The 21,265-nt window shown below is 42.8% G+C and carries 20 protein-coding genes and 9 tRNA genes; 18 read left to right on the top strand and 11 right to left on the bottom strand.

Annotated features, from left to right (window positions below; genetic code table 11):
* Window positions 1-5: 5 nt before the first annotated feature.
* A complete protein-coding gene (locus CYL31_RS17905) occupies window positions 6-1,628 on the bottom strand; it encodes an NADH-quinone oxidoreductase subunit L (RefSeq protein ID WP_212916493.1) in 1,623 nt (540 codons plus the stop codon).
* A gap of 125 nt (window positions 1,629-1,753) precedes the next feature.
* Between CYL31_RS17905 and CYL31_RS17900 the strand changes: the two genes are divergently transcribed.
* From CYL31_RS17900 to ppnN, 3 genes are all read left to right on the top strand, one after another.
* Window positions 1,754-2,659, top strand: coding sequence for a LysR family transcriptional regulator (locus CYL31_RS17900; RefSeq protein ID WP_212916492.1), 906 nt, complete (start codon window positions 1,754-1,756; stop codon window positions 2,657-2,659).
* Between the two features lie 32 nt (window positions 2,660-2,691).
* Complete coding sequence (zapE, locus tag CYL31_RS17895) at window positions 2,692-3,837, top strand: cell division protein ZapE (protein WP_212916491.1); 1,146 nt, start codon at window positions 2,692-2,694, stop codon at window positions 3,835-3,837.
* A gap of 133 nt (window positions 3,838-3,970) precedes the next feature.
* Complete coding sequence (ppnN, locus tag CYL31_RS17890; protein WP_212916490.1) at window positions 3,971-5,344, top strand: nucleotide 5'-monophosphate nucleosidase PpnN; 1,374 nt, start codon at window positions 3,971-3,973, stop codon at window positions 5,342-5,344.
* Window positions 5,345-5,439: 95 nt separating this feature from the next.
* Here the strand turns inward: ppnN and glsB are convergent, their stop codons facing one another.
* From glsB to CYL31_RS17870, 4 genes are all read right to left on the bottom strand, one after another.
* Window positions 5,440-6,351 carry a glutaminase B gene (glsB, locus tag CYL31_RS17885; protein ID WP_212916489.1) on the bottom strand — a complete coding sequence of 304 codons (912 nt, stop codon included), beginning with the start codon at window positions 6,349-6,351 and terminating at the stop codon, window positions 5,440-5,442.
* 170 nt (window positions 6,352-6,521) lie between these two features.
* Window positions 6,522-7,331 (bottom strand): NAD(+) diphosphatase, encoded by an 810-nt coding sequence (gene nudC / locus CYL31_RS17880; RefSeq protein WP_212916488.1) that lies wholly within the window; start codon window positions 7,329-7,331, stop codon window positions 6,522-6,524.
* Window positions 7,332-7,404: 73 nt separating this feature from the next.
* Complete coding sequence (gene tdh, locus CYL31_RS17875; RefSeq protein WP_212916487.1) at window positions 7,405-8,430, bottom strand: L-threonine 3-dehydrogenase; 1,026 nt, start codon at window positions 8,428-8,430, stop codon at window positions 7,405-7,407.
* Window positions 8,431-8,433: 3 nt separating this feature from the next.
* Window positions 8,434-9,642, bottom strand: a complete 1,209-nt coding sequence (locus CYL31_RS17870) for a glycine C-acetyltransferase (protein ID WP_212916486.1) — start codon at window positions 9,640-9,642, stop codon at window positions 8,434-8,436.
* A gap of 199 nt (window positions 9,643-9,841) precedes the next feature.
* Here CYL31_RS17870 and CYL31_RS17865 point away from each other — a divergent pair, with 199 nt between their 5' ends.
* The 9 genes from CYL31_RS17865 (at window position 9,842) to CYL31_RS17825 (ending at window position 11,741) form a co-directional block, all read left to right on the top strand.
* Window positions 9,842-10,906 carry a polysaccharide deacetylase family protein gene (locus tag CYL31_RS17865; protein ID WP_212916485.1) on the top strand — a complete coding sequence of 355 codons (1,065 nt, stop codon included), beginning with the start codon at window positions 9,842-9,844 and terminating at the stop codon, window positions 10,904-10,906.
* A gap of 62 nt (window positions 10,907-10,968) precedes the next feature.
* A tRNA-Ser gene (locus CYL31_RS17860) sits at window positions 10,969-11,059 on the top strand.
* A 41-nt stretch (window positions 11,060-11,100) separates the two neighbouring features.
* A tRNA-Asn gene (locus tag CYL31_RS17855) sits at window positions 11,101-11,176 on the top strand.
* A 1-nt stretch (window position 11,177) separates the two neighbouring features.
* Window positions 11,178-11,254: transfer RNA gene (locus CYL31_RS17850), tRNA-Pro, on the top strand.
* A 28-nt stretch (window positions 11,255-11,282) separates the two neighbouring features.
* A tRNA-His gene (locus tag CYL31_RS17845) sits at window positions 11,283-11,358 on the top strand.
* A gap of 13 nt (window positions 11,359-11,371) precedes the next feature.
* A tRNA-Lys gene (locus tag CYL31_RS17840) sits at window positions 11,372-11,447 on the top strand.
* 33 nt (window positions 11,448-11,480) lie between these two features.
* Window positions 11,481-11,556, top strand: a tRNA-Asn gene (locus CYL31_RS17835).
* 1 nt (window position 11,557) lies between these two features.
* Window positions 11,558-11,634: transfer RNA gene (locus CYL31_RS17830), tRNA-Pro, on the top strand.
* 31 nt (window positions 11,635-11,665) lie between these two features.
* Window positions 11,666-11,741: transfer RNA gene (locus tag CYL31_RS17825), tRNA-Lys, on the top strand.
* 647 nt (window positions 11,742-12,388) lie between these two features.
* On the opposite strand, the gene CYL31_RS17820 is transcribed toward CYL31_RS17825, so the two are convergent.
* The 6 genes from CYL31_RS17820 to CYL31_RS17795 form a co-directional block, all read right to left on the bottom strand.
* Window positions 12,389-12,472 (bottom strand) — tRNA-Tyr (locus CYL31_RS17820).
* 51 nt (window positions 12,473-12,523) lie between these two features.
* Window positions 12,524-13,474, bottom strand: coding sequence for a ProQ/FINO family protein (locus CYL31_RS17815; RefSeq protein ID WP_212916484.1), 951 nt, complete (start codon window positions 13,472-13,474; stop codon window positions 12,524-12,526).
* Window positions 13,475-13,660: 186 nt separating this feature from the next.
* A complete protein-coding gene (locus tag CYL31_RS17810; RefSeq protein ID WP_212916483.1) occupies window positions 13,661-14,134 on the bottom strand; it encodes a hypothetical protein in 474 nt (157 codons plus the stop codon).
* Window positions 14,131-14,361: a cell division protein ZapB gene (locus CYL31_RS17805; RefSeq protein WP_212916482.1), complete on the bottom strand. Its 231-nt coding sequence runs from the start codon at window positions 14,359-14,361 to the stop codon at window positions 14,131-14,133. The genes CYL31_RS17810 and CYL31_RS17805 overlap by 4 nt, the downstream gene beginning before the upstream one ends.
* A gap of 57 nt (window positions 14,362-14,418) precedes the next feature.
* Window positions 14,419-15,612: a flagellar assembly protein FlgT gene (locus CYL31_RS17800; protein ID WP_212916481.1), complete on the bottom strand. Its 1,194-nt coding sequence runs from the start codon at window positions 15,610-15,612 to the stop codon at window positions 14,419-14,421.
* A gap of 3 nt (window positions 15,613-15,615) precedes the next feature.
* The gene (locus tag CYL31_RS17795) at window positions 15,616-16,242 is read right to left on the bottom strand and encodes an LPP20 family lipoprotein (protein ID WP_212916480.1); all 627 of its coding nucleotides are present in this window, start codon (window positions 16,240-16,242) and stop codon (window positions 15,616-15,618) included.
* Window positions 16,243-16,637: 395 nt separating this feature from the next.
* On the opposite strand from CYL31_RS17795, the gene dinB reads away from it, so the two are divergent.
* The 6 genes from dinB to CYL31_RS17765 all read left to right on the top strand — a co-directional run bounded on the left by dinB (window position 16,638) and on the right by CYL31_RS17765 (window position 21,251).
* Window positions 16,638-17,696, top strand: a complete 1,059-nt coding sequence (gene dinB, locus CYL31_RS17790) for a DNA polymerase IV (RefSeq protein ID WP_212916479.1) — start codon at window positions 16,638-16,640, stop codon at window positions 17,694-17,696.
* A 70-nt stretch (window positions 17,697-17,766) separates the two neighbouring features.
* On the top strand, window positions 17,767-18,747 hold the full coding sequence (locus tag CYL31_RS17785; protein WP_212916478.1) for a hypothetical protein: 981 nt from the start codon (window positions 17,767-17,769) through the stop codon (window positions 18,745-18,747).
* Window positions 18,748-18,865: 118 nt separating this feature from the next.
* Complete coding sequence (locus CYL31_RS17780; RefSeq protein ID WP_212916477.1) at window positions 18,866-19,534, top strand: alpha/beta hydrolase; 669 nt, start codon at window positions 18,866-18,868, stop codon at window positions 19,532-19,534.
* Window positions 19,535-19,577: 43 nt separating this feature from the next.
* A complete protein-coding gene (locus CYL31_RS17775; protein ID WP_212916476.1) occupies window positions 19,578-20,390 on the top strand; it encodes an inositol monophosphatase family protein in 813 nt (270 codons plus the stop codon).
* Between the two features lie 31 nt (window positions 20,391-20,421).
* Window positions 20,422-20,880, top strand: coding sequence for a DUF2489 domain-containing protein (locus tag CYL31_RS17770; RefSeq protein ID WP_212916475.1), 459 nt, complete (start codon window positions 20,422-20,424; stop codon window positions 20,878-20,880).
* On the top strand, window positions 20,880-21,251 hold the full coding sequence (locus tag CYL31_RS17765) for a hypothetical protein (protein WP_212916474.1): 372 nt from the start codon (window positions 20,880-20,882) through the stop codon (window positions 21,249-21,251). The genes CYL31_RS17770 and CYL31_RS17765 overlap by 1 nt, the downstream gene beginning before the upstream one ends.
* Window positions 21,252-21,265: the final 14 nt, after the last annotated feature.

Below are 21,265 nucleotides of genomic sequence, written 5' to 3'. Positions count from 1 at the left end.
TTCTCCTAAGGTTTTAGCGACGGTTGATTATTGGTTGTTTCGTGATGCTGTTGCTTGGTTCTAGCGGGTAAAGTGACTGGCCAGAATTTCAGTACCAGACGTGTTAGCCATTCATCCAGATAAAGCCCTGCGAACAATGCGATTGATAAGCGACGAACAGCACGCCAGCGTACTTGATAATGCAATAGCGCACTCAAGAGGAAGAGCAGGCTAAATAAAACCATGGCCCAGATATCGGCTAGGGAAAAAGCCTGAACCGTATGGGTTGAATAGGTCGGCAATGCGTAGTGCGTGGCGTATTTTAATGCGGCATAAATCACACACAAAAACACGCCCATCGCGAAGGTGTAAACAACCGAAGGCGAGTGCTCGCACGTGCGCCATTGTACGATAAGGACAGTGAGCGCGAGAGCAAATAACCACCAAGTACTAAACGCGCTGTCGAAGCCAAATAAGATTCGCACAATCACCACAATCGCAGTACTTAAACCAAGGGCAAGTAGCCAAGTTTGCGCGTTAGGCACGACGGCTTTGTTCGTCGGTGAAGACTGAGTATTGTTTTTTGCCGCGCTAGAAAGGCGCAATCTAATGGCGTCATTCACCGCGTTGCCGGAGTTGAGGAATGAGTAGGCTTTGTAAAACGAATGGGCGAGCAAATGCAGCAAGACTAATTCGTACAAACCTAAGGCGAACTCTAACAGCATCAGACCCATCTGAGCACAAGTCGACCAAGCAAGGCGAACTTTTACGCTGATTCTAGTGGTCATTATCAAAGCACTGGCGAGAGTCGAAAGCCCTGCCACAACCAATAACAACCAGATAGCGACAGAACTTTGCGCAACCACTGGCGTAAACAAAAGCAGTAGATAGCCACCTAAGTTAATCACGCCGGCGTGCAACAAGGCGCTAACGGTGGTTGGTGATTCTACTACTTGTATTAACCAGCCATGAAAGGGGAGCTGAGCGCATTTGATTAATGCCGCCAAGGCAATCAAACAAGCCGCCACTTGCTCTTGCCAGTGTAATGCCAAGCCGGCGCTAGATTGGGCAACAGCGGTATCGATAATGGTGTTGATGTATAGACTGTCGTATTGCTGGTAAAGCAAGGCAAAGGCGGCAAACAAAGACAGTTCGGCGACTCGCGCCAGCATAAATTTTTTGTGCGCAGCAAGAATGGCTCGCGGACGATCCGCATAAAAGGTTAATAAATTGTTGAGTGACAAACTAATGCCTAACCAACCTAGCCAAAAAATCACCAAATGGTTGGTGGTGACTGTGATAGCTACAGAGGCTAAGGTAAACATCAACCAACGATAGTAGCGATTTAGATTAGCTTGTCCCGCCATGTAATTACGAGAAAAACTGATCAACACCCAGCCCATAACAGTCACGAGGCCAAGCATGATCTGATTGAGTGCCGTGTGGCGAATTAAGATAGAGGATTGCCAAGCATCGGTGAAAAAGTAACTGACCGGAAAGGTAGCGAGAAAGATAATCAGCAAGATAAAGCTTAATCGAGACGCTTTTTGTGCCACGTATTTGGTTTTCTCACGGCCGAGATACCAGCCGCCAAAAAACAGCGTAAAGGGAATGAAAATCGGTAAGAAACTTAACACGACTAAGGACATACACAACCTACGTTTATGGGATTTAATAAATTGGGGCGATTATGAAGTCTTTATTTTGTTAATAAAAATACATATATTGTTATTTAACGTTCACTTTTAGTTATATATTTAAAGGATGATAGGCAATGAGTCGATTGAATTATCATCATCTGTATTATTTTTGGCGAGTCGCTAGGAGCCCAAGCCTGACGGAAGCGGCGGAAACCTTGCATATCTCTCAGTCTGCTCTGTCGGCGCAGATCAAGCAGCTGGAGCAGAGCTTAGATGTGGCATTGTTTATTCGCCAAGGGCGTAAGCTGGTACTGACCGATGTTGGGCGTCGGGTGTTGGCTTATGCGCAAGATATTTTTAATACCGGTGAAGAGTTAGAGAAGTTTATCCAGAAAGACAGCGCCACGCAGGTTCAGCATATTACCATCGGCGTGCAGAGTAATTTGTCGAGGAATTTTATCGAGAGCTTTATTGCGCCTTTGTTAAAAAGCGAGAACGTGGATTTTTCGCTTTCATCAAGAGGCATGACGGATTTGCTCAATGGACTCGTCAATCATGAATTAGATTTGGCGCTGACCAATCGTGCTATTTTGAGCGAAGGTCATGATACGACATGGCGAAATCAGTTGGTTGCTAGACAAGCTGTGGCGATTGTTGGGCCCTATGGCAAAAAGCCCGAGACGCCTTTTCCACAAGGCTATGAAGACAAGAAATGGGTGGTGCCAGGAAAAAATACCGATATTCGTTCGTCATTCGAGTCCTTTTGTGCCACTCATCAATACCAGCCAGATATCAAGGCGGAAGTGGACGATATGGCGATGTTACGATTATTAGCAAGGGACAGTGGTTACTTATCTGTATTGCCGCCTGTGGTGGTAAAAGATGAGATTCAATCGAAAGTGCTACAGGACTATGAAAGCATTCCTCAAGCGTTTGAAAACTTCTATGCCATTACTATGCCGCGAAAATTTACTTCGCAGCCTGTGCTTGATTTGATTAAGATCGCGATTCATCAGTATTCTGTCGATCATTCAATTTAAATGCAGGGCCAAGATTTAAAAGGAAATGAAATATGACACCCTTGCAAGTCTATCAGACTCGTCTAAAGCAGAACGAAGTGACGTTTGATGAGAACCAGCAGCCCGCGTTAAATGAGTTAGAACGAGTTTATCAATTGTTACTGTCGAACCTATCAAATGGCGACGCGTTAGAATCAATCAAAGGGGTTTATCTTTGGGGCGATGTGGGTCGTGGTAAGACGTTTTTGATGGATTTGTTTTACGACTGTTTGCCTGATGGAATGGCGTTAAGACTGCATTTTCATCATTTTATGGCGCGTTTACACCGAGAGTTGAATCTTGCCTTCGGCCAGAAAAATCCCTTAAAAAGCATTGCGAAACGCTTGGCATCAGAATGCCGCGTGCTGTGTTTTGACGAGTTTTTTGTCTCTGATATTGGCGATGCGATGTTGCTGAGGGGGTTGGTTGAAGCCTTGTTTGAAGAAGGAGTGGCGCTGGTAGCAACATCGAATATTGCGGTGGAAAACTTGTTTCAAAATCAGTTACAAAAAGAACGCTTCGCTCCAGCTATTGCCTTGTTGCAAGCGCACTTGAATAGCATTCATCTTGGTGGCGAAGAAGATCACCGACTACGTCATACAGGCTTTTCGCCGATTTATTTTGTTAAACATGAGCAAGATATGTCGGCTTTGTTTAAGCAGCTTGGGCAAGGGGAAGTGAGCCAGCAGCCGCTGCAAATCTGTCGTCGTGCGATTAAGGTGATTGAGTCAGCGGATAACATTGCTTGGTTTGATTTTTATGCTTTGTGTGATGGCCCAAGGTCGTCGTTAGATTACATTGAACTGGCGCGAACTTATCCGATGATAATGCTGACAGGAATTCCTGAACTAAGCAGTGAGCCTTTCGAACACATCAAGGCTCGTGGCACAGAAGACGGCGCTATTGGTTCAGGTCAGACCGGTGATCGTGCGGTGTCATTGAGTGTAAATGACGATGCCGTACGTCGTTTTATCAGCTTGGTAGACGAGTGTTATGACCATCAGGTGGTTTTATTATTAAACGCTGACGTGCCTTTGGATAGCTTGTATTTAAACGGTTCATTGTTGTTTGAGTTTCGCCGCACTTATAGTCGTTTAATTGAAATGAAATCCCATTACTATCAAGCGTTGCGAATAGGAATTGCGGGCAAGCTTTATTGACCAAATAGACGGGTTAAATGGTTGATTTCATTCTGACTATTTTTGCTAAGTTTTTCGTAAAAGCTTGATAAAACCAGAATGCGCGACCACTATATTTAAAGACATTAATAAAATGACAATAAGGAGGGCGATCATGCAGTATGAAGATCGCGTTGATGCGTTAGTCGCACCAAAAGGTTCGTTAGAAATGTTGTCTCAAGATGAGATTTCTCGTTTGTCAGAAGAAACAGGTCCGCTTCATGACCTATTCCACCGTTGCGCCTTAGCTATTTTGAACTGCGGCAGCGATTCTGATGATCCGCAAGCAGCCATGGAAGAATTTAAAGATTTTGAAATCCGCATCGTACAACAAGAACGAGGCGTGAAACTGCAGCTGAAAAATGCACCTGGTAGTGCCTTTGTCGACGGCAAGATGATTAGCAGTGTGCGTGAAATGTTATTTAGCGTATTGCGCGACATTATTTTCACTCAGCACGAATACATTCTTGCTCGTGGTTTAGAAAACGCCAGTTCAGACAAATTAACCAATGTGGTGTTTGAATTATTACGTAATGCCAATGTTTTCCGCCGTATTCAAAACCCAGATATGATTGTTTGTTGGGGCGGCCATTCTATTGCGCGTCACGAGTACGATTATACCAAGCGTGTAGGTCATGAACTGGGCTTACGTGAGTTAAATATTTGTACCGGTTGTGGACCAGGGGCAATGAAAGGGCCGATGAAAGGCGCCGCCATTGCGCATGCTAAACAACGTATCAAAAACGGTGTGTATTTAGGTTTAACAGAGCCAGGCATTATTGCTGCTGAATCACCAAACCCTATCGTCAATCAGCTGGTGATCATGCCAGACATCGAGAAGCGTCTTGAAGCCTTTGTTCGTGCTGGACACGGTATTGTTGTCTTCCCTGGTGGTGCCGGAACGGCAGAAGAGATTTTGTATATTTTGGGTATCTTATTACACCCGAAAAATGCTGATGTACCATTTCCTTTGGTATTTACTGGACCAAAAGAAAGTGCGGATTATTTTGAGCAAATTCATGCCTTCATTGGCGATGTACTAGGCGCGGAAGCGCAGAATAAATACCGCATCATTATTGAAGATGAAGTGGAAGTAGCTCGTGCCATGAAGCAAGGTATGGAAGAAGTTCGCCAATATCGTAAAGCTCATCAAGATGCGTTTTACTACAATTGGAAGCTGCATATTCCAGAAGAGTTCCAGCATCCATTTGAACCAACGCATGAAAAAGTGCGTGAGCTAAATCTGCATTTCAATCAAGAGACGCATTTGCTTGCCGCGGATTTGCGTCGTGCCTTTTCGTCTATCGTTGCCGGCAACGTGAAAGCGCAAGGTGTGGCGTACATCAAAGAGTTTGGGCCGTTCGAAATTCATGGTGACAAAGCCTTATTGGCGAAACTGGATGCCTTGTTACAAGCCTTTGTTCGTCAACAACGGATGAAGTTGCCGGGCAGTGCTTATGTGCCGTGTTATAAGGTGATCACAGATTAGTTGGATGGCTACTGCGCTCGCCAAATACTTCGTTAAGTGCAGTGATACTAAAAAAGGGCTTCTCGTGAAGCCCTTTTCTGTTTTTATGGTTAAGCCTAACCAAATACCGACCAGCCTATGCTTTCTGACAGGGCTTCAAGCGCTGCCATGCCTGCTAGTGAGTTGCCCGATTTATTGAGTTCGGGCGACCAAACACAAACTGAAAAACGATTTGGGACGATGGCTAGAATACCACCTCCAACACCGCTTTTTCCTGGTAGCCCAACACGATAAGCAAAGTTACCCGCTTCGTCGTATAAGCCGCTGGTGGCGAGTAGACCGTTTACCTGAGTCGTTTCTCGCGCACTAAGCACTTGCTCACCACTAAGCTGTGAGTAGCCCTTGTTGGCAAGGAAACTAAAGGCCTTGGCTAAATCTACACAGTTCATGCGCATGGCGCAGTTATCAAAGTAGCTGTGCAGCACGTCTTCGACGTCGTTTTCAAAATTGCCAAAGGCTTTCATCAAATACGCCATAGACGCATTGCGTGCGCGAAATTCGTATTCTGAGCTGGCAACGACTTTATCTGAGTTAAGTAACGGGTTATCGGCTAAGCGACGAATGAACTCTCGCATGGCGTAATGGGGTGAGGCAAAACGTGACTGATTCATGTCGCTGATTACCAAAGCACCAGCATTTATGAAGGGGTTACGCGGTACGCCCGCTTCGTATTCTAACTGTACGAGTGAATTAAACGGATTGCCAGAAGGCTCACGTCCAACCCGTTGCCACATGTCCTCGCCATAATGTTTGATAGCCAAGGTTAAGCTAAAGACTTTAGAAATACTCTGGATAGAGAAGTCTGTATAGGCTTGGCCTGCATGATACAGCTCACCATCGTTGCTATAGATGGCGATGCCAAATTGATTCGGATCGACATTGGCCAATGCGGGTATGTAGTCAGCGACTTTGCCTAAACCGATTAATGGTTTTACTTTTTGTTCAATTGAATGCAGTAAATCTTCCACGTGGTTCTCAGTTTTATTTTATGGGAAGTGAATGGTTGAGCTTGATGGGTGGCTAGTATAGGTATTTACCTAAAGATTTCTAGAGATAAAGGGGGGATTTGGCGAATAAGGCTGCTTTTCAAACACCCCATTTGAATTCTTGGTGTGTTTGAAAAGCAAGAGGGAAGCCGTTATGACGCTTTTGTTTCTCTTATATGTTCTACGTGTAGATTAATCAGTTGTCCTGATATGGTCGCGTTGTTGGGTATATTCGGTAAATTATCGATTGGGTACCAGTTGGCTTCTTCTATTTCACCAGGTGCGGGCGTGATTTCACCTCCGGCATAATCGGCAAAAAAGCCGACCATTAGTTGGTGTGGAAAGGACCAAGGCTGGCTATCAACATAGCGTATGTTGGTAACTTCTAGGCCAACTTCTTCTCTTACTTCCCGTGCAACTGCTTGCTCTAGGGTTTCGCCAGCTTCAACAAAGCCTGCAATATTACTGTATCTATCTTTTGGCGCTAATGGGCCACGGGCCAGTAGTATCTGATCATCTTTGCGGATCGAGACAATGATGCAAGGTGAAATTCGAGGGTAGTGTCGCAGATTGCAAGATGGACAGATTTTTGTATGTTCTGCTGCGTGTTTTTCTCTCATCGCGGTACCACAGCGTCCACAAAATTGATGATCTCTATCCCACGTAGACAACTGATGAGCACGACTTAATAAAATGTAATTGTGTCGATCTTGTAGGAAGAGTAACTCTCTTAGCCCAATTTCTGTAAAGCCTTTAGGAATAGATTCAAAGCGACAGACAAAGATATCTTGCCCATGCCATTGACCGCAATAAACAGCGCTCATATTTGCGTTAGGTTGGAAATGCGTAAAGGGCGTAAGAAATTGATTATCTGACTCTATTAGTACTTGATTTCGGTATAGCAATATATAGAGCGCATCTTGGTGAGGAAGCGGATGGTTTTGAATGCCAATGTCTAACATGTAATTGCTCTGTTTGCGTCTAAAAGAATTACGCTAACGCGATCATCTTCTAGACGCAATAAGCTAGACAGATTTAATTCCAATCTAGAATGACTTTTCCTGATTTACCTGATCCCATAGTGTCAAAACCTTGTTGAAAATCATCAACTTTAAAACGATGGGTAATGATTGGGCTAATGTCTAAACCAGATTGCAACATGGCGACCATTTTGTACCACGTTTCGTACATTTCTCGGCCATAAATACCTTTGATGATTAGGCCTTTAAAGATGACTTGGTTCCAATCAATGAGCGTGTCTTTGCCGGGAATACCTAGCATGGCAATTTTTCCGCCGTGGTTCATGCATTCCAGCATTGAGCGGAAGGCCATGTCATTGCCAGACATTTCCATACCAACGTCAAAGCCTTCGTGCATGCCAAGCTCACTCATGACGTCTTTTAATGATTCACGACTAACGTTGACGGTACGAGTTGCCCCCATCTTTTTTGCCAGATCAAGGCGGAAGTCGTTCACATCGGTTATTACCACATTGCGTGCGCCTACGTGTTTAGCAATGGCGGCTGCCATGGCGCCAATTGGGCCTGCACCTGTGATTAAAACGTCTTCGCCGATTAAATCGAATGACAAAGCTGTATGAGTCGCGTTACCAAACGGATCAAAAATCGCTGCTATGTCGTCGCTAATATTGTCGGGGATCTTGAAAGCGTTGCTAGCAGGAATGACTAAATATTCTGCGAATGCACCGGTTCGGTTAACACCAACCCCGAGGGTTTTTCGGCAAAGGTGACGACGTCCAGCACGACAATTTCGACAAAGGCTACAAGTAATATGACCTTCACCAGATACTCGATCACCTATCTTAAAGCCTGTCACTTCAGGGCCAACTTCGGCAATTTCACCAATAAACTCATGGCCGACAGTCATGGGTACCGGAATGGTATTTTGTGCCCAGTCATCCCATTGATAAATGTGCATGTCTGTTCCGCAGATCGCGGTTTTGCGTATTTTTATGACAACATCATTATGTCCGCATTCGGGGTGAGGGACGTCCGTCATCCAAATGCCTTTTTCAGCGTGAAGCTTCGCAAGCGTTTTCATTATTTATTTCCTTCCTTCAATGACGCCCATCTCGCGGCCTACTTTGGTAAAGGCGTCTATGGCGCGATCAAGTTGTTCCGTTGTTAGTGACGCTGACATCTGTGTGCGAATTCTGGCTTTGCCCATTGGTACAACTGGGTAAGCAAATCCCGTCACAAAAATCCCTTCCTTATATAACGCATTTGCCATCTCTTGTGCGAGCTTTGCGTCCCCTAAAATGACAGGAATAATAGGATGATCACCAGGGACTAGGTTAAAGCCTAAAGCGCTCATTTTGGTACGAAAATATTGGCTGTTTGTTTTTAGTTGCTTGCGGGCTGAATCACCTTGTTTGAGAGCCTCGATAATTTGTAAGCTGGTGGCAGTAATGACGGGCGCCAGTGAGTTTGAAAACAAGTAAGGGCGAGAACGTTGGCGTAACCAGTCGACAATGCTTTTAGAAGCGCTGGTGTAGCCACCAGAAGCGCCGCCAAGGGCTTTACCCAATGTGCCAGTGATTATGTCGATACGACCGAGTACACCACAATATTCATGGCTACCGCGGCCATTTTCGCCCAAAAAACCTACCGCATGAGAATCGTCTACCATGACTAACGCATCGTATTTGTCGGCAAGGTCGCAAACTGACTTAAGGTCGGCGATGATGCCGTCCATGGAGAAGACACCGTCGGTTACAATCAGCTTGGTTTTCGCACCGTCTTTATCGGCTTGTTGCAGTTTGGTTTCTAGCTCACTCATGTCATTGTTGGCGTAGCGGTAGCGCTTGGCTTTGCATAAACGAATGCCGTCAATAATGCTGGCGTGGTTGAGCGCATCACTGATGACAGCATCTTCATCATTAAGCAGTGTTTCAAATAAGCCGCCGTTGGCATCAAAACAAGAAGAGTAGAGTATGGTGTCTTCCATTTGTAGAAAATCACTAAGGCTTTTTTCTAATCGGGTGTGTATGCTTTGTGTACCACAAATAAAGCGAACAGAAGCCATGCCGTAGCCGTAATCATCTAGCGCCTGATGAGCGGCTTTTGTGACTTGGCTATCATTTGCCAGTCCAAGATAGTTGTTTGCACAAAGGTTAATTAAAGGTGTTTTGTCAGCTGTAGTAATTTGGCTGGCTTGTGGCGTGATAAGTGGGCGCTCTATTTTATAGAGGCCTTCTTCTTTAAGTGTTTGAAGTTGCTTGTCCAATTTTTTGTAAAAAGCGGATTTACTCATGATTTTTCCTCTTGTGGAGATAGGTCTTCCTTTTGCTGAAAGCTCCTTGATGTCTCTTGAGTGTAGGAGGGCGGCTTCAATATGAGTAGATGCAGTGACATAGTAAAATGGGCATAACAGTTTTGCCTTGGTGATGAGCTGGTCATCCCCTCTGTTCGTCCGTAGAATGCGTGTGAATATTAAGCAAAGAGGAAACGACATGTTGTCAAAGGTTCATTACGGCATTTTTTTGGGGGCATTAAGTACTAGTGCAGCGTTGCAAGCTCAAGATTACTTGCCTGTACTTCAATATCATCATGTAAGTGCTAGTTCACCGAAATCGACTTCTGTTACTCCTGAGCAGTTTACCGAGCAAATGGACTATTTGAAAAACGCAGGCTTTCAGGTTGTGGATTTGCGTTCTGCGTTGGATGATTTAAAAGCCAATAAACCATTACCTGAAAAAGCGGTCGCTATTTCGTTTGATGATGCTTACCGCAGTATTTACCAAGCAGGCTTTCCAATCCTTAAAGAGAGAAACTTTCCCTTTACAGTGTTTATTAATACAGAACCTGTTGAACGTAAAAGTCGTAGCTTCTTAACTTGGGAGCAGATGAAAGAAATGGAACAGTCTGGTGGTGTATTTGCTAATCACACCATTAGTCATCCTTATATGTTGCGTAAAGAGAAGGGTGAGTCTGATGAGGCTTGGTTGTCTCGTATGACAAAAGAAGTAGATACAGTTGAAGGTTTACTAGAGAAAAACCTTGGCCATTCTCCAAAAATGTTGGCTTATCCCTATGGCGAGTCTAATGGACAGATCCGAGGCATGATGAAAGAGCGGGGGATTATGGCATTCGGGCAACAGTCTGGTGTAGTGAGTGCGGAATCTGATTTCGAAAACTTGCCGCGTTTTCCTGCCTCTGGCGATTATGCCAAGTTATCTACGTTAAAAACGAAATTAAATGCCAAGCCAATGCCTTTGTTGTCTGAAAAGACTGGTGGGGATTATGCAACAGATCAGCCTGTTTCGATTAGCTTGACCTTTAAAGAAGGTCAGTACCGTTTGAAAGACTTAACCTGTTATGTAGCAGGCCAAGGCAAAGCTAAGCTAGATTGGGTATCTGATACAGAAGTAACGGCGACTGCTGAGAAACCATTCGGCGTTGGTCGTGGCCGTATTAACTGCACGATGCCAGACAATTTAGGCAAGCATTATTACTGGTATTCCAATGTTTGGATCCGTTCTTCTCCTGATCAGGGCTATGTGAGTGAAAAAAGTTAAAGTTTTTTAAAAAAGAGGTTGCACTGAAATTTCAAATCAGTATTATACACCTCGCTCGCAACGGAGGGGTGGCAGAGCGGTTTAATGCACCAGTCTTGAAAACTGGCGTAGGTTAATAGCCTACCGAGAGTTCGAATCTCTCCTCCTCCGCCATCTTATAAAGATGGTTGTTGTGAACAAGATAAAATATTAGTTCCTCGATAGCTCAGTTGGTAGAGCAAATGACTGTTAATCATTGGGTCACTGGTTCGAGTCCAGTTCGAGGAGCCATCGGAGTATAGCGCAGTCTGGTAGCGCGCCTGCTTTGGGAGCAGGATGTCGGGGGTTCGAATCCCTCTACTCCGACCATTATATTTTATCATCACCATTGGTAATGGTGGGCGTAGCTCAGTTGGTAGAGCTCCGGATTGTGATTCCGGCGGTCGTGGGTTCAAGCCCCATCGTCCACCCCATTACTTGATAGTTGGGTCGTTAGCTCAGTTGGTAGAGCAGTTGACTTTTAATCAATTGGTCACTGGTTCGAATCCAGTACGACCCACCAACTATCCCTATACAGAATTCTAGTCTGATTAATTCCTCGATAGCTCAGTTGGTAGAGCAAATGACTGTTAATCATTGGGTCACTGGTTCGAGTCCAGTTCGAGGAGCCATCGGAGTATAGCGCAGTCTGGTAGCGCGCCTGCTTTGGGAGCAGGATGTCGGGAGTTCGAATCTCTCTACTCCGACCATTAGTTATTCAAGTTTAAAAAAATTATGAGCGGGTCGTTAGCTCAGTTGGTAGAGCAGTTGACTTTTAATCAATTGGTCACTGGTTCGAATCCAGTACGACCCACCATTTCTCTCATAATCTTCCTGCATTTCGCACATATTCCTTGATATTTATCTAGATAGCTTCAAAATCGTCTATCGTCTATCGTCTATCGTCTATCGTCTATCGTCTATCGTCTATCGTCTATCGTCTATCGTCTATCGTCTATCGTCTATCGTCTATCGTCTATCGTCTATCGTCTATCGTCTATCGTCTATCGTCTATCGTCTATCGTCTATCGTCTATCGTCTATCGTCTATCGTCTATCGTCTATCGTGTTTATCTCTTGGGTGTGTGTCGCTAGGTGTGGAGTGTGGGTGTTTTTTATGTGTATAAGTTTTCCGCTCAAGGGGTGTTGTGTTTCTGTCTTGTGCTGTATGTGGGGGCTTTTGGGGTAGTTTTTGATAGTGGTGTTGTGGTTGATTATATTGGTAGTTTTGGATGTGTTGTGGTTAATGGAGGGTTGTTGCTCTGATTTTGGGTGATGTGTTTTGTGTGTATTGGTACGAAGCTTGTATAGGTGGAGGTGTGTTGGTTCTTAAGTGATTTTTCTTGTGGATAAAATTGTTAATAAGGTGGTGTTTTGTTTTTGATAAAGCGGATGGGTGGAGTTTTGTAAGACGATTTTTATATTGCAGGATGTAAGATATTGAATCTTAGGTAGAAACTGCTAATGGTGGAGGGAGGTGGATTCGAACCACCGAAACTTTCGTGGCAGATTTACAATCTGCTCCCTTTGGCCACTCGGGAACCCCTCCACAGCAGCGCGACGTATAATATACATCGCGCCTTACTATGTAAACAGTTTTTTAAGATTTATTTAACAATAGTGCTAATTTCGCTTTCATACGCTCTTCAGGAGATAGGTTGTCATAAATATCTTCTTGTTTAGGTGCGTTTTGAGCTGGTTTAGGTTTTGAGTTTGCTTTGTTTTTGGCTTGTGTTTTTGGTTTGCTGCGAGCGGGCAGTGAAGGTCTTTCTTTCGCTGGTCTATTATTGGTTGCTGTTTTTGCTTTTTTAGGAATCATTGATTCAGGTAAAGCTGGCTCGTTATTAACAGCGACGCCTTCTAGGTCTATACGTGGCTGACCAGACAATAGGCATTTCTTGTATCTGTCTGAGCGCGTATAAGCGGCTAGGGCGCGTTTTTGCTTGCTGGCATTGAAGTCATCGTCCAGCACCATGTCTTTGTCTATACCGACCTTTAGAGGCTTAGGTTGATTCCAGTCAAACGCTTTGGGATAACGGTCTTCAAGCATTTTGATCAGACGGCGATTATTTTTCTGATTCTTTTGACGCTTTTTTTGTTCAGGCGTCAGAGTCGCTGTCTCTGTGGTGCTGTCACTTGCTTCTGGTACGCTAATGTCGGTATCGACTAGTTTGTCGTCTTCTTGCAAGCCGTTAAGCTCAGGTTGTTGTGTGGTCATGTAATCAATCTGTTCTGTTGTCGTGGTTGTGGTGCTGCTTTCAGCATGCTCGTGTAATAAATCAAAGTTGAGTTGATATTCAACCGCGTTTGATTTTATTACTTTCTCAGAGGTAGATGCGTCATTTAAAAGGTCAAGAGAGTCTTCAATATAAAGCTGCAATTGGTCTTCAGTTGAGCGATCTGCCATATGTTGCAATAGATCCATTGAGGCGCTGTACTCAATGGAAGGATCGTTCTTTTCTTTTAATCTTTGTATTTCCTCGTTGGCACTTTCTAACTGCTTGGTTAGCCAGTTAATCCTTGCTTCGAGTTTAGCGATAAGTTGTTCCATAAAGACACAAGGCTCAATTTTTTATTGGAGTCAGCGGAATACTTGGTGTATTGCTTGTGCCAATCATTTCTTTTCGCTGATCCTCGTTTGGTAGGGTAATGGAAATATTGCTACCTTTCTGCCACCAAACGTAAGTCATTGTTATTAAAAAACTAGCAATGAAAATGGGTAATAATTTCATCTTACTCAGAAAGTAAGTCCTGCGCCAACCATGACGTGTCTGTCGTAGGTGTCACCGCTGCTGTTTAGTACTCTTACGAATATATCTAATCGTGATACATCTGATATCCCAATACGAAAACCTGCTTCTGGATAATAGACGGTACTGTCAAGAAATGACACGCCACCTCCTATAAATGACCACATTGGGATGCCAGGCAAAATTTGAAGTGCGGGTGTTGCGCTATAATAACGAGATCCTAAAGAGATGGAATTCTCGAATTCTTCGCCTGTGACAAATGACAAACCACCATAAAAAGAAATATTTTCTGGCAGAGTGTACTCCATTGATGCATCTATAATGGAGGTGACATTTGTCTCTCCTTCAGGGGTTGTTGGTCGCGCCGCTGTTGATGAAAAACTTACCAAACTCGCAATTTGACCTTCTGCTGATGCGTTGGCACTCACTAGAACTAAAGCTGCAAGTAGAATCGATTTCATTGTTTGTCGTCCATTTGATTTAAGCGATTTAGCATTTGGGAAAGAGATGATTCCCAATTTGACTGTTGCTCTTTGGTTTGAGTTAGTGTGTTTTGGATTTCACTTTTTTCTTCGCTAAGCTCGTAGTTTTGCATTTCTAATTCGGCTATACGTTTACGTAATGAGCCCATTTCTTCTACTGCTTCGTTAATACGTTGTTCTAGGTGGTGTAGTAGTTCGTTATTCATTGTATCTGTCCTAAAAAATAAAAATCGCCGTTTGTGTATGGGCGTAGTTGTATAAAATTACCAGGCAATCACGACATCCTGTTGTTGCACGTTTAATATATGAGAGTCAACAACGAGCTCTCCAACTGAAAAGTTAGGTTGCACCTGTTTTATTGTAACACTGATGTTTGCATTATTCAGCTGAGTTTGAGCAGATTGCAGCTGATTGAAAACCTCGTAACGTCGATAAACGTTGAATTTATCTCCTTGTTTAATTCCGGCTAATGATCCTGCTGCTATATGTATTCTATTGCCTTCTGTGCGAAAAATATTTGCTATGAAGGGTTGGCAACGCAGTTGTTCACTAGTATCTAATGCGCTTTCTTTGAGTGCCTGCTGAACAACTTTACCATAATGTACTGTCCAAAATTTTGCACTACCAAAACCTATCCTTGCGTGATCTGATATATCCCAATTACCTACTTCATTGTATCTATGTTCGAACAATAAGGCGCCACTGAAGCCATCATAAATATAGATATCGACCACAAAGTTTCTTTCTTTATCAATGTTTTCATCTAATAGGTCTTTGGCTTTCTTATCATCTGGATGCCTTAGGTATAGCTCCCCGATGTCTCTAATAACGCCGCTGACAATATATTGAACGCCTAGTTGTTCACTGATTCTTGTGACATTTGTCAGGGAGCCGTCATAATTGGTAGAGGATGGTGCGTTTATGAGGTCAGGATAAATTGCAATGTTAGTTGCTGTTAAGGCTCTTAAGTAGCCTTGTTTGTTTATTTCATCAGCTAAATCTTTTGGAAGCTCTCTGGAAATATTACTGAGCTCTCCCAATCTTGCTTGTTGAGGAACTTGTAATTCAAATCCTGTCACACCAACTGTTTTCTTGTAGTAGCTTGTTGGCCCTGTGCTGCACTGTGAATCTGGCGTGACATCTACGCGAGCTACAATAGTGAGGAAGTCTCCGTTTTGCTCCTCAGAAAGAATTCTAGCTTTTTGTACATAGCCTGAACTACGTATTTCTAAATTAGATTCGAGTTCACCATTATAGAGTTCATCTTTTATATTAACTCTGGATCCAGATTCTAAAACGGCTTGTTTTATAGCTTGTTGAGTGGCTCTATAGCGAGCGTCAGCAATATCATTATTATAAATAACGGCTTCACCGACAGCGGTAATGCTTTTCGCAAAACTGGCTGTTGATAATAAAAGCGTGATGGCTATGATTGGTAAGCGTTTCAAAAGTAACATCTGTTATTCAATGCTGTAAAAGTTGGTCGTTGGCGTTGTATTTTGAACATTCACGGCGCGATAACCTGGTTGAATTTTACAATTTGGATCGGATTGTATGTTGTTGGAGCCTAAACATTGACGAAAATTCTCTTGTAATGCCATTTCAACAACCGTTTCGAATGTGCCGTCTTCATGTTCACGTTGAGAAACGACTTTCGCTCCAACTAGGTAAGCATCAACATAGGTTCTTAACTCATCGTTTTGCATGACCATGTTGCTTAATGAACTTGAGCCATCAATTTTCAAACCATAGACTCGTTCTGATAAGTTTCTATAAGCATCTAACATAGAGCTGCGCATAGTCATAATGCGGGCTTGAGATTTTGTTAAGCGTCTATTAGACATCATTGCTGCGTAACCTGTGGCGGTAACAATGATTGGTTCTTGCTTGATAACAGCAATCGTGTTGTTTGCGTTTAAGGCACCATTCTGTACATAGGCTGACGAGCCGTTTCCTATTACGTTGCCGTTACAAGGAGCGACAGTAGTACAAGGCGTTCCATCTGCGCTTTGTTGGTAAAGACCTTGGCAACCAGCAAGTGTCATTGCACTTATGGTTATAAAAAAAATTCGAAGTGATAGTGTCATGTTGGTGCCCTTTGTATGAAATCTTTGCCTTAATGTCCTGCGTTGAAATAAGTGTGTTTTACATAGTGCGAATTCAACTGAACGACTTAGAACTGCAGGTGTTATTGTGAATAGTTTGCTTAAAAATCCTTTTATTTTTCAACATACCTAATCTAATGGACAAAATGTAAACCATTTTGCTCTCTAGCGTCCATGTTTGGGCGCTTAAAAAAGCGCTTTTTCTTTGTTTTTGATAGTAAAACTGTTATTTCAGCGCATATTTTTGAGTCTTCTCAATTATTTTACGTTCAGTGGCGTTTTTCTAGAAGGAACTTTACATATCTAATTGAGGTGGTGAAGGTGTTTTTGAGATGGTGTAGACTGTGTTTTTGTACAGTAATTTTTGGGATGTTATATTGCAGAATCGAAAGATTATTCATATAGATGCTGATTGCTTTTATGCTGCGATAGAAATGCGCGATGATCCAAATTTGCGAAATATTCCGATTGCTATTGGCGGTCCTGCAAGTGGCCGCAGTGTGTTATCCACTGCTAACTATGCTGCTCGTGTTTATGGTGTTCGTTCTGCTATGCCAACTTCTGTAGCAAAGCGCCTTTGTCCTGCTTTGCTCGTTATACCTGGAAACATGAATAAATACCGAATTGCGTCTGAGCAAATGCACGCTATTTTTCGAGAGTTTACTGATCTTATTGAGCCGCTATCGTTGGATGAGGCGTATCTTGATGTAACGCACTCACCGGATTTTCAAGGTAGTGCCACACGCATTGCAGAAGAAATACGCTCAAGAATATTTAAAGAGATAGGTATTACAGTTTCTGCAGGGGTGGCAACGAATAAGTTTATTGCTAAAGTGGCAAGTGATTGGGATAAGCCTGATGGCTTAACGGTTGTCACGCCAGAAAAGCAGTTTGAATTTGTTTCGAATGTTCCGGTGAAATTCATTTCAGGGATTGGCCGTGTTGCGCAAGAAAAGCTTGCAGCGCTTGGCGTGTTTAAGTGCTCAGATTTACAGGCGTTAGACTTTTCTGTTTTGCAAAAAAGTTTCGGAAGTATGTCATTTCGTTTATCTCAATTTGCCCTTGGTATTGATGATCGTCCAGTGACTGTTTCTCGGGAAAGAAAGAGTATTTCGGTGGAGCATACTTTTTCAAAAGATTTGCTTGATCTCAAAAAATGTCAGGCAGTTCTACCTATCTTGCTGAGCGATCTAAAAAAGCGTATGGCGGGAAGAGACTTCGAATCTCAGCTCAGCAAGTATTATCTCAAAGTAAAATTTGACGACTTTAAGCAGACAACAATAGAGCAACCAATTAAAGCCAAATTATCTGATGACGTGTTTTCACAACTACTGCAACAGGCTTATTCTCGGTCTCGACGCCCAGTTCGTTTAATTGGTGTCGGTTATCGTTTGTCTCCACCAGAGCCTCACCAATTAAATTTACCTTTTGTTTGAGTGTGTAAATTTTGATCAATTCCGTGATGCCTTACTATACTTAAGGGCGAATAATACGGAGGTGCTCATTATGTTGAAGCAACAGAGTAAGTTTGATTATACAAATCTAAGTATGCCTGATCCCTTGTCGCATCGGTTACGATTTGAAGTAGAGCAGACGTTGAGTTGTTTGTATGCAGATGCTTCTTTGGTGGATCAAATGGATGGATTGTATTTGCCTTTTTCTAATTGGTTGAGTCAAAAAGCTCATGCAGGTAAAGGTCCCTTAATTGTTGGCGTTGGAGGTGCGCAAGGGTGTGGGAAAACCACATTTTGTAGTGTTATTAGTCGAATTCTAAGTAAAGGATTCGACCTGAATTGTATTGTGATAAGTTTGGATGATTTATACAGTACTCGGCAAGATCGTATGAAGTTCGCTAGTAAAACAACCTCAATGTTTTCTGTACGAGGTGTACCTGGAACTCACGATGTAAGTTTTGCTCTTACGCTTTTTGAGCGATTGAAAAATCTTAAAGAGGGTGAGGTGATGAAGTTCCCTCGTTTTGATAAATCGATTGATGATCGAAAAGCGGTGCATCTATGGCAAGAAGTTCAGGGGCCTGTTGATGTAGTGCTATTTGAAGGTTGGTGTGTTGGTGCGCCGCCAATAGATGAAATGATGGATCAACCGCTTAATAAGCTTGAAGCAGAGATGGATGCCGATGGTCAGTGGCGTAATAAAGTGAATCAATTATTAAAAGATGACTACAGGCAGTTATTTGCACAAATTGATCTGATGGCTTGGATGCAAGCGCCAGATTATGAAGTCGTTTATCACTGGCGTAATAAGCAAGAGCGTGTTTTGGAAAATCACCTTCATGATATTCATGGCGTCTTACTGGATACAATTGACTTGAAGGTGATGTCTTCAGAAGAGTTGAAACGATTCATGCAATATTACGAAAGATTGACTCGTCACATGCTGGCGGTGATGCCAAGTAAGGCGGATGTGCTGTTTAAGTTAAATGAAAAGCAGGAAGTAACGGAGATGCGCTTTCCAGTTGAGCATTAAATTATGATATTAAAATGTCATTTAAAACGGTGGAGTGAAAGCAAGGTGTCGAGTGGGAAACGTCAATATGATAGGCTATTGCGAATTGCGATAGCCTATTTTTTTGGAGTGTTAAAAAATGACTGAATTATTGCCTTCTGTCTTAGTGGAAACAAACGAGCAGCCTGACGCCGCTATTATTTGGTTACATGGTCTTGGATCAGACGGTCATGATTTTGAGTCTTTGGTTCCTGCTTTATCTTTGTTGCCAACGTTAAAAGTACGCTTTGTTTTTCCTCATGCTCCACGCCGTCCTGTTACGGTAAATGGCGGTATGGAAATGCGAGCATGGTATGACATTTATGAAATGACGCTAGAACGAAAAGTTGATATGGAAAATATCGATGAGTCATGCCTACAAGTTGAACAGTTGATACAAGATCAAATAGATAAAGGAATTGCTCCAAATCGAATTATTTTGGCAGGATTTTCACAAGGCGGAGTTATTGCTTATCAAACCGCTTTGCGAACTAAGCATGTATTAGCAGGTATTCTTGAACTATCAACTTATTTAGTTAATGGTGATGAAGCGCCTGAAGCAGATGTCTGCCCTAACGGGAAAACGCCGATTCTTATTCATCACGGTTTGCAGGATCCTGTGGTTGCGCCAGTGCTGGCAACTCAAGCAAGGGATCTTTTAGTATCTAAGGGGTATTCTGTCGCTTATCAATCTTATGATATGCCTCATTCTGTATGTCCTGAGCAGGTTCAAGACATCTCTCATTGGTTAAATGCGAGATTGGCGTAGCAAGTTTGGTTAAATTTTCTCGTCTTATTTAAGGAGCTTTATAGTGTCTAATCATTATGGTGAGTGGCTTGATTTTGCGAAAAATCTAGCGATTAAGGCTGGCGAGATGATCGTTGAGGCGCGAGAGAATGCAACCTTTGTGCGTGACTACAAAATGGATCATGAGCTAGTTACCTCGACTGACATTGCGGTTGACCAGTACATATGTAATCGCATAGTTAAAAGCTATCCTTCACACCGTATTTTGTCAGAAGAGTCTTCGCCAAATATAGAGCTTGGCAATATTGGCGATGACATACCTATTTGGGTGATTGATCCGATTGACGGTACAGTGAATTTTGCACATGGTCATCATCATGTGGCGGTTTCTATTGGTCTTTATATTGGTGATCAGCGAATTTTAGGTGTGGTAAATGCTCCCTTTTTAAAAGAGTGTTTTTGGGCTGTGAAGGGGTCGGGTGCTTTTTGTAATGATAAGCGCTTGACTATTTCTGGAGCGCAAGAATTAAGGAATGCATTGGTTGCAACTGGGTTTCCTTATCAAAAAACAGCGCTAGCGCCGATTGTAGAAAGGGTTTCACATGTTTTGCACCATTGCCAAGATATTCGTCGTAATGGTTCTGCCGCACTGGATTTATGTTGGGTGGCTGCTGGTCGTTTGGATGCGTATTTTGAAAGCGTGAAACCTTGGGATATGGCGGCAGGGGCTTTAATAGCGGAGGAGGCTGGTGCGAAGGTCGGATATTATTTATCTAACACATCGGTTTGGCCTGATGTGGTGAACGGTGAGGGACTTTTAGTGTCGACGCCTCAATTGTACGATGATCTGCGGGCTCTTATTGATGTTGGCTTATAACGTGTTTATTTCTGGTTGATTGGGTTTTTTTATGTCTTTTACTACATTTATGATTGTTTTGCTCTGTTGTGTTGGTGTTATTGTCGTTTCTCTCTGGTTTATTCGTCAACAATTAAAGTTGAATAAAGCACGAGAAGAAAAAATTCGTGCTGGAGAAAATCGTTTTATTGAAGAGCGTCAAAAAAGAATTGATAGTATTCGAGTTCTTTTGAAAACAGTGGGAACAGAAGAACTCAATTGGATAGAAGCCAGTATTCGAATAAAGCATTTATTAGATCAGTTGAGCGAAGACTTATCCGAACATGAAGATATCTCGGCTTTTTATATTATTAATGAGAAAACTCAGCATATTCCAACTCATGAACAATGGGGGGATTTGCCTAAGCCTGCGAAAATGAAATTTCGACTCGAAATGGATAGTTATGAGGTGGAGCATGCGGAGCATTTGCAGCGCGCTAGATCCTCGTTAATGGCTTATGACTTTAAATAATGTTGCTTCAGCTGCTGGTTTCTATCAGTTTTTTGTTTTTACTGTTAGTTTTACTAGTATTGTTTTTTATTCGTCATCAATCGAAAGTACCCTATTATAGATTGACGCAAGAGCAGTGTGTAACCTTGCTAGAAAAAGCCGTTCAGGGTGTTCTACCTGAATATGAGTGGCATGCTTTTATCGGTATGACTGTAAGGGATGACGATGTACTTGATGACCTAAGAGAGCAATGTTTATTAGTTGATGAGCTTGGGGTGAAGGGAACTCAATTAATTAATGGACGGGTTTGTATTATTTTTAATAAAAAAGGTATTTATCAGCTGGAAATATTGTTGGATGAGTGGCAGCATAAATCAAATTATATAGTCTGATTTTATTTTAAAAT

The organism is Marinomonas sp. A3A, from assembly GCF_018336955.1.
Taxonomy (GTDB): Bacteria; Pseudomonadota; Gammaproteobacteria; order Pseudomonadales; family Marinomonadaceae; genus Marinomonas; species Marinomonas lutimaris.
This window is presented reverse-complemented; position numbering and strand designations above follow the sequence as displayed.

Excerpts from the sequence above, each read along its gene's own strand:
- CYL31_RS17905 (WP_212916493.1), bottom strand. The coding sequence starts at position 1,628 with ATGTCCTTAGTCGTGTTAAGTTTCTTACCGATTTTCATTCCCTTTACG.
- CYL31_RS17900 (WP_212916492.1), top strand. The coding sequence starts at position 1,754 with ATGAGTCGATTGAATTATCATCATCTGTATTATTTTTGGCGAGTCGCT.
- zapE (WP_212916491.1), top strand. The coding sequence starts at position 2,692 with ATGACACCCTTGCAAGTCTATCAGACTCGTCTAAAGCAGAACGAAGTG.
- ppnN (WP_212916490.1), top strand. The coding sequence starts at position 3,971 with ATGCAGTATGAAGATCGCGTTGATGCGTTAGTCGCACCAAAAGGTTCG.
- nudC (WP_212916488.1), bottom strand. The coding sequence starts at position 7,331 with ATGTTAGACATTGGCATTCAAAACCATCCGCTTCCTCACCAAGATGCG.
- tdh (WP_212916487.1), bottom strand. The coding sequence starts at position 8,430 with ATGAAAACGCTTGCGAAGCTTCACGCTGAAAAAGGCATTTGGATGACG.
- CYL31_RS17870 (WP_212916486.1), bottom strand. The coding sequence starts at position 9,642 with ATGAGTAAATCCGCTTTTTACAAAAAATTGGACAAGCAACTTCAAACA.
- CYL31_RS17865 (WP_212916485.1), top strand. The coding sequence starts at position 9,842 with ATGTTGTCAAAGGTTCATTACGGCATTTTTTTGGGGGCATTAAGTACT.
- CYL31_RS17815 (WP_212916484.1), bottom strand. The coding sequence starts at position 13,474 with ATGGAACAACTTATCGCTAAACTCGAAGCAAGGATTAACTGGCTAACC.
- CYL31_RS17810 (WP_212916483.1), bottom strand. The coding sequence starts at position 14,134 with ATGAAATCGATTCTACTTGCAGCTTTAGTTCTAGTGAGTGCCAACGCA.
- CYL31_RS17805 (WP_212916482.1), bottom strand. The coding sequence starts at position 14,361 with ATGAATAACGAACTACTACACCACCTAGAACAACGTATTAACGAAGCA.
- CYL31_RS17800 (WP_212916481.1), bottom strand. The coding sequence starts at position 15,612 with ATGTTACTTTTGAAACGCTTACCAATCATAGCCATCACGCTTTTATTA.
- CYL31_RS17795 (WP_212916480.1), bottom strand. The coding sequence starts at position 16,242 with ATGACACTATCACTTCGAATTTTTTTTATAACCATAAGTGCAATGACA.
- CYL31_RS17785 (WP_212916478.1), top strand. The coding sequence starts at position 17,767 with ATGTTGAAGCAACAGAGTAAGTTTGATTATACAAATCTAAGTATGCCT.
- CYL31_RS17780 (WP_212916477.1), top strand. The coding sequence starts at position 18,866 with ATGACTGAATTATTGCCTTCTGTCTTAGTGGAAACAAACGAGCAGCCT.
- CYL31_RS17770 (WP_212916475.1), top strand. The coding sequence starts at position 20,422 with ATGTCTTTTACTACATTTATGATTGTTTTGCTCTGTTGTGTTGGTGTT.
- CYL31_RS17765 (WP_212916474.1), top strand. The coding sequence starts at position 20,880 with ATGTTGCTTCAGCTGCTGGTTTCTATCAGTTTTTTGTTTTTACTGTTA.